This window comes from Lacinutrix venerupis (assembly GCF_001971745.1).
GTDB lineage: Bacteria > Bacteroidota > Bacteroidia > Flavobacteriales > Flavobacteriaceae > Lacinutrix > Lacinutrix venerupis.
Map to the genome: position 1 here is coordinate 795,265 of NZ_CP019352.1, position 11,201 is coordinate 806,465.

10 protein-coding genes are annotated in these 11,201 nt (G+C 34.3%); 8 read left to right on the forward strand and 2 right to left on the reverse strand.

The window, feature by feature from the left end; all coding sequences use genetic code 11:
* Positions 1-10 precede the first annotated feature (10 nt).
* The 5 genes from pcaF to BWR22_RS03585 all read left to right on the forward strand — a co-directional run bounded on the left by pcaF (position 11) and on the right by BWR22_RS03585 (position 6,977).
* Positions 11-1,219, forward strand: a complete 1,209-nt coding sequence (gene pcaF, locus BWR22_RS03565; RefSeq protein WP_076732064.1) for a 3-oxoadipyl-CoA thiolase — start codon at positions 11-13, stop codon at positions 1,217-1,219.
* Position 1,220: 1 nt separating this feature from the next.
* Positions 1,221-1,823 carry a short chain dehydrogenase gene (locus BWR22_RS03570; protein ID WP_076732065.1) on the forward strand — a complete coding sequence of 201 codons (603 nt, stop codon included), beginning with the start codon at positions 1,221-1,223 and terminating at the stop codon, positions 1,821-1,823.
* A gap of 342 nt (positions 1,824-2,165) precedes the next feature.
* The gene (gene paaZ, locus BWR22_RS03575; RefSeq protein WP_076732066.1) at positions 2,166-4,703 is read left to right on the forward strand and encodes a phenylacetic acid degradation bifunctional protein PaaZ; all 2,538 of its coding nucleotides are present in this window, start codon (positions 2,166-2,168) and stop codon (positions 4,701-4,703) included.
* Between the two features lie 19 nt (positions 4,704-4,722).
* Complete coding sequence (locus BWR22_RS03580; protein WP_076732067.1) at positions 4,723-6,228, forward strand: serine hydrolase; 1,506 nt, start codon at positions 4,723-4,725, stop codon at positions 6,226-6,228.
* Positions 6,225-6,977 carry an enoyl-CoA hydratase/isomerase family protein gene (locus BWR22_RS03585; protein ID WP_076732068.1) on the forward strand — a complete coding sequence of 251 codons (753 nt, stop codon included), beginning with the start codon at positions 6,225-6,227 and terminating at the stop codon, positions 6,975-6,977. The genes BWR22_RS03580 and BWR22_RS03585 overlap by 4 nt, the downstream gene beginning before the upstream one ends.
* An 8-nt stretch (positions 6,978-6,985) precedes the next feature.
* On the opposite strand, the gene BWR22_RS03590 is transcribed toward BWR22_RS03585, so the two are convergent.
* Complete coding sequence (locus BWR22_RS03590; RefSeq protein ID WP_076732069.1) at positions 6,986-7,276, reverse strand: hypothetical protein; 291 nt, start codon at positions 7,274-7,276, stop codon at positions 6,986-6,988.
* Positions 7,277-7,382: 106 nt separating this feature from the next.
* Here BWR22_RS03590 and BWR22_RS03595 point away from each other — a divergent pair, with 106 nt between their 5' ends.
* On the forward strand, positions 7,383-7,979 hold the full coding sequence (locus BWR22_RS03595) for an acyltransferase (protein WP_076732070.1): 597 nt from the start codon (positions 7,383-7,385) through the stop codon (positions 7,977-7,979).
* Positions 7,980-8,003: 24 nt separating this feature from the next.
* On the opposite strand, the gene BWR22_RS03600 is transcribed toward BWR22_RS03595, so the two are convergent.
* Positions 8,004-8,468, reverse strand: coding sequence for an Lrp/AsnC family transcriptional regulator (locus tag BWR22_RS03600; RefSeq protein WP_241828227.1), 465 nt, complete (start codon positions 8,466-8,468; stop codon positions 8,004-8,006).
* A 209-nt stretch (positions 8,469-8,677) separates the two neighbouring features.
* On the opposite strand from BWR22_RS03600, the gene BWR22_RS03605 reads away from it, so the two are divergent.
* On the forward strand, positions 8,678-9,958 hold the full coding sequence (locus BWR22_RS03605; RefSeq protein WP_241828228.1) for a dihydrolipoamide acetyltransferase family protein: 1,281 nt from the start codon (positions 8,678-8,680) through the stop codon (positions 9,956-9,958).
* Positions 9,959-10,094: 136 nt separating this feature from the next.
* The gene (locus BWR22_RS03610; RefSeq protein WP_076732073.1) at positions 10,095-11,162 is read left to right on the forward strand and encodes a branched-chain amino acid aminotransferase; all 1,068 of its coding nucleotides are present in this window, start codon (positions 10,095-10,097) and stop codon (positions 11,160-11,162) included.
* The last annotated feature ends 39 nt before the right edge of the window (positions 11,163-11,201 follow it).

The window sequence follows — 11,201 nt, forward strand, 5'->3', positions numbered from 1 at the left end:
AATAATAATTATGAAAGAAGCATACATAATAGACGGAATAAGAACACCAATAGGAAACTACAAAGGAACTTTATCTGCTGTTCGTACAGACGATTTAGGCGCATTAGTAATTCAAGAAATTGTAAAACGTAACCCAAACATTCCAAAAGAATCATATGACGATGTGATAATGGGTTGTGCAAACCAAGCAGGAGAAGACAACCGTAATGTAGCGCGTATGTCTTCACTTTTAGCGGGATTGCCATTTACAGTTCCTGGCGAAACTGTAAACCGATTATGTAGTTCTGGTCTATCCGCAATCATTCACGCAAACAGAGCTATAAAAGCTGGAGATGGCGATGTGTTTATTTCCGGAGGAGTAGAAAATATGACACGTGGACCATACGTCATGGCAAAACCATCATCAGCATTTGGAGGCGATTCTAAAATGTACGACTCTACTTTCGGATGGCGATTTGTAAATCCGAAAATGCACGAAATGTATGGTACTGATGGTATGGGAATGACTGCAGAAAACCTAGTCGAAAAATATAATATCTCTCGCGAAGACCAAGATAAATTCGCGCTTTGGAGTCAGCAAAAGGCGAGCAAAGCACAAGAAAACGGAAGGCTAGCAAAAGAAATTGTAACAGTCCATATTCCGCAACGTAAAAAAGATCCTATTCAATTTTCAAAAGATGAGTTTATAAAACCAACAACATCCTTAGAGGTTTTGGGAAAACTAAGAGCAGCATTCAAAAAAGAAGGTGGAAGCGTAACCGCAGGAAATTCTTCTGGATTAAACGATGGTGCTGCAGCAACTATTATTGCAAGTGAAGATGCAGTAAAAAAGTACAATTTAAAACCATTAGCAAGAATTGTAAGTTCTGCAGTGGTTGGTGTCGAACCAAGAATCATGGGAATTGGACCTGTACAAGCCTCAAATAAAGCGTTAGAAAAAGCAGGTTTAACCATGGATGATATAGACATTATCGAGCTTAACGAAGCCTTTGCAGCACAAGCTTTAGCGTGCATTCGTGCTTGGGGATTAAAAGATAACGACCCAAGAATTAACCCAAACGGAGGTGCAATAGCAATTGGTCATCCACTTGGCGTAACAGGTGCTAGAGTTGCATATTCAGCAGCTTTAGAATTACACGAACAAAATAAAAAATATGCATTGGTAACCATGTGTATTGGTGTTGGACAAGGTTATGCAGCAATTATAGAACGCGTTTAATATGAAAATACTAATTATAGGAGGAAACGGAACCATAGGTAAAAAAGTAACTGAAAGAGTATCAGTAAAACATGAAGTTATAGTTGCTGGACGAAATTCAGGTGATGTAAATGTAGATTTTTCAGAATCTAAATCTATTAAATCTATGTTTGAAACTATTGGTAAACTTGATGCTATTGTTGCCATTGCTGGTGATGCAAAGTGGGATAAGTTCAATAATTTATCAGAAGAAGATTTTTATATTGGTATAAAAAGTAAACTAATGGGACAAGTTAATGTCGTTCGTATTGGTAAAGAATTTTTAAATCATAATGGTTCAATTACATTATCAACAGGAATTTTGGCAGATGATCCAGTTGATATGACAACTAGTGCTGCAATGGTAAATGGAGGAATTCACAGTTTTGTAAAAGCAGTCGCTTTAGAGTTAGAAAACGGTATAAGAATAAATGCAGTTTCTTCAGATTTGGTTGAAGATGCTTACGAAAAATACAAAGATTATTTTCCGGGAAATACACCAGTGTCTATGGACAAAATTGTAGATGGTTATGTAAAATCTATCGAAGGAAAAATTACAGGCAGAATTTTAAGGATTCTCGCTTAATATAACAATAATTTGGGCGTTACCACAAGGGTCGCGCTTTCGGCAGTCGCTTTTTTTGAGAAAAACAAAAAAGAGTTTCAACAAAGCCTCAATCACTAACGCACATATCAACTAAGGTTAGTGATTAATTAAAGATTTACCATTCTTGCCTAGGTAGGAATCTCTTAGCAAATGGATAATAAAATTTGGTTAAGAAAAAAACATAGCAAATAAGTGCGTTAGGGATTGTAGTGGCATCCTTTTTTGAAGTATGAGAAAAAGATATAACGGAAAGCCCGACCTTTAGGTAACGCCAAAATAGAATTAATAAATAAAAGATACCTGCCTTCGCAGGCATTTGATATGAAAAAAATACAACACTACGTTCAAGGTTCTTGGACAACAGGAAAAGAAGAAGGAACACCAATCTTAGATGCAGTAACAGGCGAAGCCTTTACAAGTGTTGCCATAGAAGGATTAGACGTTCCTGAAATTCTTAATTATGGACGAACAAAAGGAGGTGAAGTACTTAGAAAAATGACCTTCCAAGAGCGTGGAAACATGCTTAAAAAACTAGCATTGTATCTTACCAAAAGAAAAGATGCGTTTTACGATTTAAGTTACAGAACTGGAGCAACCAAAGTAGACAGTTGGATAGATATTGAAGGAGGTTTTGGTAACCTATTCGCCAACGCATCATTACGAAAATTATTTCCTAATCAACCGTATCATGTAGAAGGCGATGCTATCGATTTGTCTCGTGGCGGACGCTTTATGGCACATCATATTATGGTGCCTAAAAAAGGCGTTGCAGTACATATAAATGCATTCAACTTCCCAGTTTGGGGAATGTTAGAAAAATGCGCAGTAAACTGGATGGCAGGAGTTCCTGCTGTGGTGTTGCCTGCGCCTTCGTCATCGTATTTAGCAGAAGCAGTTGCAAGAACCATTATAGATTCTGGAATTTTACCAGAAGGCGCTTTGCAAATTATAAACGGAACGGTTAAAAATATTCTAGACACAGTCGAATCTCAAGATGTAGTAACCTTTACAGGTTCTGCACAAACCGGACGATTACTAAAAGCGCATCCAAGATTAATTCAAGAATCGGTACCTTTTACTATGGAAGCCGATTCTTTAAATGCGTCTATTTTAGGAGAAGATGCAGTTCCTGGGACGCCAGAATTTGACTTGTTTATAAAAGAAGTTAGAAAAGAAATGACCGTAAAAGCTGGACAAAAATGTACAGCAATTAGACGCATCATTGTTCCTGAGAAATTAGTAGACGATGTGCAAACTGCATTAGCAAAACAATTAGACAAAGTAACTATTGGAGACCCAAGATTAAAAGAAGTTAGAATGGGTTCTTTAGTTAGTCGTCAACAAGTACAAGCTGTTCGAGATTCGGTTAACGATTTAGCCAAAGAAGCACAAATTGTGTATGGTGATTTAGACGAAATTAGTACCATTGGAGCAGATGCCAAAAAAGGCGCATTTATTAGTCCGATTGTATTACGAGCAGACCATCCATTTCAAAATACAGTTATTCACGAACGTGAGGCTTTTGGTCCTGTAAGTACCATAATGCCTTATAAAAATTTAGACGAAGCTATTACTTTAGCGCAAATGGGAAAAGGATCTCTAGTGTCTTCCATTGCAACCAACGATGATAAAATTGCAAAAGATTATGTGGTAAATGCAGCAAGTCATCATGGAAGAATTTTAGTTTTAAACAGAGAAAGCGCGAAGCAAAGTACAGGTCATGGTTCACCATTACCATATTTAGTTCATGGTGGTCCAGGACGTGCTGGTGGAGGTGAGGAAATGGGAGGAATGCGTGGTATTAAACACTATTTACAGCGTACAGCCATTCAAGGTTCGCCAACAACCATTACAGAAATTACTGGAATTTACCAGCAAAATGCAAAATACAAGGAAGCAGAGCAGCATCCATTTCAATACCATTGGGAAGATATTCAACCAGGAATGTCCTTAAAAACGCACAAGCGAACTTTAACCGATAATGACATTCAGAATTTTGCCAATTTAACTTGGGATCATTTTTATGCGCATACCGATATTACGTCGTTAGATGGAAGTATTTTTGAAAAGAGAACAGCGCATGGATATTTTATTATTTCTGCAGCTGCAGGATTGTTTGTGTACCCAAATAAAGGGCCTGTAGCAGCTAATTATGGTTTAGATAGTATTCGTTTTTTACGACCACTATATCATAACGATACTATTTATGTACGTTTAACTTGTAAAGAAAAAGTAGATAGAGATGTTGCTTCTGCTGAACATCCAAGCGGAATCGTAAAATGGCACGTTGAGGTTTTTGATGCTAATTTTGAAAACCGTCCAGAAAGTCAGAAAACCGAAAAAGATAGTCCGTTAGTTGCTGTTGCAACCATTTTAACAATGGTAGAAAAAAAGCAAGAAACATTTGTTGAAATGACTTTGGAAAAAATTGACGAATGTCTTTCTAATTTAAAAGCAGATGCGAAACCTAAATGGGGAATCATGACACCACAACACATGATTGAGCATTTAGAATATACTTACAAAATTGCTTCTGGAGAAATTCAAGATTTCGAAATTGCAACACCAGAAAAGATATTAGAAAAAGTGCACCATAGTTTATATGATTACAGAAAGTTTCCTAAAAACTCTCAATTTCCACATTTAGAAAAAGAAACGCTCGACGATTTAAAACATCCAGATTTAGAAACTGCTATTGAAAAATTTAAAGCGCAAAGAGAAAAATATATAGAGTTTTTTAAAGAAAATCCTGAGGCAAAATTGAAAAATTTGGTTTTTGGTGAGTTGAATAAATACGAAGCGTATTTATTAGAAAGAAAACACCTTAACCATCATTTCGAGCAATTCGGATTAATATAAAAAACAATCATTCAGAAACATGAAACTAATTCAATTCATTATCATTTGTGTTTTAGTTTTCCGCTGTAACAATTTAAAAGAAACAGCAGAAAAGATTGAAATTTCCGAAGATAAAACTTTTGGCGAATTAACTTTTTTAATAGATGGATACGCTAAAAACACGTTGCAAAAAGGTAACATAAATTCAATTGCATTAGCGGTTTATAAAGATGGTAAAACATATCAGAATTATTATGGCGAAATAGAAAATGGAAAAAAAAATACACCTAATGATAGTTCGCTTTATGAAATAGCATCTATTACCAAAACTTTCACTGGTGCATTAATTTCTAAAGCTGTGCTGTCTGGTGTAATTAGTTTAGACGATGACATTCGCAAGTATTTGGGTGACGACTATAAAAATTTAGAATTTGAAGGTCAACCAATAACAATCAAGCATTTACTAACTCACAGTTTAGGTCTAAAAAGTAAAACAACAAAAGGTTTGCAAACTTATTACAACCGATTAAAAAACGGTGATGAAAATGCGGAATATACGATTCAAGATTTATTAGAAGATTTAAAAAATGTTGAGGTCGTAAACAAGCCAGGAACTAAGTTTATGTATAATAATATTGGGCCTGAGATTTTGGCTTCTATTTTAGAAAAGGTAAATAAAAAGTCTTTTAAGACTCAAATAAAAGAATTGTTTTCTGAGATTGGAATGAACAACACATTTTTAAACGAATCAGAAAAATTTAAAGCTAATTTAGTTAAAGGAAATCGAGATGGTAAACCAGCAATGACTGATTATTGTCCAATATATGGTGCAGCTGGTGGTGCAATTTCAACTTTGCCAGATATGGCAAAATACATGCAATATCTTATTGAAAGTAAAAATAAACCTTGGGTAAAGGAAGCGTCACGTTCATTATTTGAAGACAAAGAAGACGATGAAAATATTGGTTACTTGTGGCAAAATATTGGCGTTGGCGAAGAAGAAGGTTACTATTATTCAAAAACTGGTACAAGTAAAGGAATACAAAGTGGATTGTTAATTTGTCCTGATTCCGATTATGGAATTGTAGTAATTATAAACAATGTATCAGAATCTGCTTTTAATGATTGGGCAAATTTGTTTTTTACCGAAATTGAAGCAGATTTAATAAAATATCCCAAACTTAATTTAGCTTCAAAATTGAAACATTCTTTTTTAAGAAATTCTGAAAATACTTTTAAAGAATTTAGAGAGTTGAAAACAGATACTGCAAAGTATTTCATAAATTTAAGAAGCTTGAATAATTTTGGATATCAATTACTGAATGAAAATAAACAAAAAAAAGCGGTTGATTTTTTTATTCATCTTACAAAAGAGTATCCTGAAAATGCTAATTTTTATGATAGTTTAGCTGAAGCCTATTTTATAACTGAAGATTATAATAATGCATTAAATAGCTATAAAAAATCTTTAGTTTTAGACCCTGAAAACGAAAACGCTAAAAAATATATTAATAAAATTGAGAAGTTAATTTTAGAAAAATCATGACAAAACCATACGTTAAACAAACCATAGAAAACGAAGTAGGATACATAGAATTCTTCCACCCAGCACATAACTCTCTTCCTGGAGATGTTTTAGCGGAATTAGCGCAAACCATCACAGATGCAGGAACTAACGATGCTATAAAAGTAATTGTGCTTAAAAGTGGAGGAAACAGAACCTTTTGCGCGGGAGCAAGTTTTACCGAACTCATAAACATCGACGATGCAGCAACTGGAAAAGTATTCTTTTCTGGATTTGCAAATGTAATTAACGCTATGCGTAAATGTCCAAAATTTATCATTGGTCGCATACAAGGTAAAACCGTTGGTGGAGGTGTTGGACTAGCAGCTTCAACCGATTATTGTATGGCTTCAAAATATGCAGCTATAAAATTAAGTGAGTTGAATATTGGTATTGGACCATTTGTAGTTGGACCAGCAATAGAGCGCAAAATTGGTTTAAGCGGTATGTCGCAAATAGCAATAGACGCGAATACGTTTTATTCTGCAGAATGGGCTAAACAAAAAGGATTATTCACGCATGTCTTTGAAAGTAACGAAGAACTAGATGAGGCTGTTAAAACAACAGCAGAACATTTATGCACTTACAATACAGATGCTATGCGCGAAATGAAAAAAGTATTCTGGCAAGGTACAGATCATTGGGATGAGTTGTTGGCAGAACGTGCTGCAACTAGCGGAAAACTTGTGCTTTCAGAATTTACAAAGGAAAAACTAAAAGGTTTTAAATAAGCTTTTAATTATTCAACATAAATTATACTGTGTTTAGGTATGGTTATACCTTGCTTTAACACAACAAAATTAGAAGTAACTGCCCAAATAGTAGTATTTACGCTCATTAGCTTATTAGAGTTATCTATAAAATAAATTTTAACTTTTGTTTTTAGTAAATTACCTAATTGGGTAGCACGTTCTAAATAATGTGCTCTTAATTTTCTTTTCTTTAAGCTTAATAACGTTTCATTTTTAGAAAACTTAAGTTGAGGTATATCTTCTTTTTTTATATCGAATGATGATGATGTGTGATTCATATATTTAAATTATTTGTTATTAAATAGTATGTTTAAATATACAAAACCTTACATTTTATTGTCATTTTTATAAGTATTTAACATTTTTTAAAAATTTTATATTGCTATGGTTTATAGTTTTAATGGGTTTGTTCCAGTTGTTCACGAGTCAAGTTTTGTGCATCCATTGGCTGCAGTAACAGGAAATGTTATTATTGGTAAAAACTGTTACATTGGTCCTGGAGCTGCAATTCGTGGTGATTGGGGACAAATTATTTTAGAAGATGGAGTAAACGTACAAGAAAATTGTACAGTACACATGTTTCCAGGTAAATCTATTACGTTAAAAGAAAGCGCTCACGTTGGACATGGCGCAATTATTCATGGTGCAAATTTAGGGCGTAATTGTTTAATTGGAATGAATACTGTAATTATGGACGATGCCGAAATTGGTGATGAATCTATAGTTGGAGCAATGGCATTTGTAAAGGCGGAAACTATAATTCCAAAACGTAGCTTAGTTGTTGGTAATCCAGCAAAAGTAATTAAGCAAGTAAGTGATGAAATGATAGCATGGAAAACAAAAGGCACGCAATTATATCAACAATTACCAGCAGATTGTCATGAAAGTTTAAAAGCTGTTGAGCCTTTAAGAAAAGTGCCAGAAAACATGAAAAAGCAAGAAGATGTTTATAAAACGCTTCGTGAAACCTTCAAAAAATAGATTTAAATAGATTAGTTTTTTAAGCTATAAAATAGCACTCAAATCAATCTCGTTAGTCTCCTTGCCAGTTGAGAGTGTAATTAAACTCTGTACATTTCCTAAATAAGGTAATAACGTTAATTTCGAAATAATAAAAGTTTCATAAGCTTCAATATCTTCAACAACAAGTTTTAAAAGATAGTCAAAATTCCCACTCACTCTGTGACATTCAATAACTTCAGGAAAACTATTTATTTGAGTTACAAATTTTTCAAGATAACTTCTAGTGTGTCCTTGTAGAGTAATTCCTATAAAAACAGTCTGTTTTAAACCTATTTTCTTATTGTTTAAAATAGCAACATATTTTTTTATATAACCTTCTTTTTCTAATTTTTTAATACGTTCAAAAATAGGAGTGGTTGTCATGCCTAATTCGTTAGCAATACTTTTTGTTGTTCGATTGCTGTTTTTTTGAAGAAGAGAAAGAATTTCTGCATCTATTTTATCCATTGTAAAAGCCATAGAATTTTATTTCATTAGATAAGGCAAATATATTAATAAAAAGTTTTTTATTCTTTTATAATTTAAAATTATAGAATTATATTCTGTTATAGTTTTTAAAGCAAGATTTTAACTAAATAAAATATTGAATATACTTATTTTTATTTCTGATATTTAAATTGAAAATGTTGAAAAATTTTGAATTAAAAATGCCCAAAATGGGCGAAAGTATAACAGAAGGCACCATAATTAATTGGTTAATTTCTGAAGGAGATAGTTTTGATGAAGGAGAAATTATACTCGAAGTTGCTACAGATAAAGTTGATAACGAAGTGCCTGCACCAGCATCAGGAACATTGGTTAAAACTTTATTTCAAGCCAAAGACGTTGTGCCAGTTGGAGAAGTAATAGCTATTCTAGAAGTTTCAGAAGAAGTAAAATCTTCTAATAAAACAAAAGCATCGTCGAGTGCTGTCGAGACGCCTCAAAAGAAAGAAAAGGCACCAAAAAGACCAAAACCAGTTCAGCAAGCATCAGCTTCAACTTCAAATGCTTTTTCGGTTTCAAATACAAATACATTCTTTTCACCATTAGTATTAGAAATAGCAAAAAAACAGCATATCAGTTTTGAAGAATTAGCCAGAATTCCAGCAACTGGTCACGAAGGCAGATTGCGTAAAAGTGATGTATTTCAATACATAGAAGATGGCAGACCATACAAATTTGCACAACCAGTAGCCGAAAAAGATCCAACAGCATATCGTATTCCACAATTGCAATTCGATAAAGGCAAAGGAAAAGTGATTGAAATGGATCGCATGCGCCAAATGATTGCAGATCATATGGTGTATTCAAAACACACGTCGCCACACGTTACAGCTTATGTTGAGGCCGATTTAACCAATATGGTAAACTGGCGAAATGCAAATAAAGTCGCGTTTCAAGAAAAGTATGGTGAGCGTTTAACATTCACACCATTATTTGTAGAAGCAGTAGCCAAAGCTGTGAAAGATTTTCCAAACATTAACGCTTCAGTAGATGGTAATAATATCATCGTAAAAGAAGATATAAACATTGGTATGGCAACCGCATTACCAAGTGGAAATTTAATAGTTCCTGTGGTAAAAAATGCAGATACAAAAGATTTAAAAGAACTCGCAACTAACGTAAACGAACTTGCAGGAAAAGCAAGAGAAAACAAACTAGCAGGAGACGATATTAAAGGCAGCACATTCACCATTTCTAACGTAGGAACTTTTGGTAGCGTTATGGGAACACCAATAATAAACCAACCAGAAGTAGCCATTTTAGCCTTAGGAATCATAAAGAAAAGACCAGAAGTTATCGAAACCGAAAACGGAGATGAAATCGCTATTCGAAGCATGATGTATCTATCATTATCATTCGATCATAGAGTTGTCGATGGTTTCCTTGGCGGAAGCTTCGTACGTCGCGTAGCCGATTATTTCGAGCAGTTTGATGTTAACCGAAAAATTTAACTAATTCCTATGTAGACAGTAATTCCTTAATAAAAGGAAAAGTATATAAATAATATTGTCATTCCGCACTTGATGCGGAATCCAAAAAAAAATAAAGTTTAATTAATGAGATACCCACTATCGTGGGCATAAAATTATGAAACACAACATTTCTATAAATAAGGTAACCGAATCTAAAGTCAAAGGCATAGATTTTAACAACATTCCATTAGGTACAACATTCACAGATCACATGTTTATTTGTGATTATAATAACGGCGTTTGGGAAAACCCAAGAATAGAGCCAATGGGAATGATTCCTACACATCCAGCAGCAATGGCATTACATTACGGTCAAGCTATTTTTGAAGGCATGAAAGCAACAGTAGATGCAGATGGAAACCCAATGTTATTTAGAGCAGATAGAAATGCAGCACGATTAAACACCAGTGCAGACCGTATGGGAATGCCACATTTTCCAGAAGATTTATTTGTAGAAGGATTAAAACAATTAGTCGATTTAGAGCGTAACTGGATTCCACCAACCGATGGTAGCGCACTTTATTTAAGACCATTTATGTATGCAGACGAAGCCTTTATTGGTATGCGTGCAGCAACACATTATAAATTTATAATCATGGCTTCGCCAGCAGGACCATTTTTTAGTAAGCGAATTAAACTTTGGGCCGAAAAACATTACATACGTGCCGTAAATGGTGGAACAGGAGAAGCAAAAGCAGCCGGAAATTACGCCGCAGCTATTCGTCCAACAGAGTTGGCAAAAGCTAAAGGTTTCGATCAAGTTTTATGGCTAGATGCAATCGAGCACAAATACATTCAAGAAGTTGGAACCATGAATATTTTCTTTAAAATCGACGGAAAATTCATCACACCAAAACGCGACGGTTCTATTTTAGATGGCATCACGCGTATGAGTGTAATAGATGTGCTTCGCGATAAAGGTTACGAGGTTACAGAACGTGCAATCACCATAGACGAAATTCAAGAAGCAGCAAAAAACAAGAGTTTAGAAGAAGCTTTCGGTACAGGTACAGCCGTTGGTATTGCTTACATTCAAGACATTGGCGTAGGCGATGAGCTTATACACGTATCTAACGAAAGTCCAGTTGGTTTAGAAGTAAATAATACATTAAATGATATAAAAACAGGACGTGTAGAAGACAAATTTGGTTGGATGTTTAAAGTAGAAAAGCAATTAGCTTAAAATAATTTGGGCTTTACCACAAGGGTCGCGCTTTCCGTT

Coding starts and splice junctions, on each gene's coding strand:
- BWR22_RS03605 (WP_241828228.1), top strand. CDS start 8,678: ATGGGCGAAAGTATAACAGAAGGCACCATAATTAATTGGTTAATTTCT.
- paaZ (WP_076732066.1), top strand. CDS start 2,166: ATGAAAAAAATACAACACTACGTTCAAGGTTCTTGGACAACAGGAAAA.
- BWR22_RS03570 (WP_076732065.1), top strand. CDS start 1,221: ATGAAAATACTAATTATAGGAGGAAACGGAACCATAGGTAAAAAAGTA.
- BWR22_RS03580 (WP_076732067.1), top strand. CDS start 4,723: ATGAAACTAATTCAATTCATTATCATTTGTGTTTTAGTTTTCCGCTGT.
- pcaF (WP_076732064.1), top strand. CDS start 11: ATGAAAGAAGCATACATAATAGACGGAATAAGAACACCAATAGGAAAC.
- BWR22_RS03585 (WP_076732068.1), top strand. CDS start 6,225: ATGACAAAACCATACGTTAAACAAACCATAGAAAACGAAGTAGGATAC.
- BWR22_RS03595 (WP_076732070.1), top strand. CDS start 7,383: ATGGTTTATAGTTTTAATGGGTTTGTTCCAGTTGTTCACGAGTCAAGT.
- BWR22_RS03600 (WP_241828227.1), bottom strand. CDS start 8,468: ATGGATAAAATAGATGCAGAAATTCTTTCTCTTCTTCAAAAAAACAGC.
- BWR22_RS03610 (WP_076732073.1), top strand. CDS start 10,095: ATGAAACACAACATTTCTATAAATAAGGTAACCGAATCTAAAGTCAAA.
- BWR22_RS03590 (WP_076732069.1), bottom strand. CDS start 7,276: ATGAATCACACATCATCATCATTCGATATAAAAAAAGAAGATATACCT.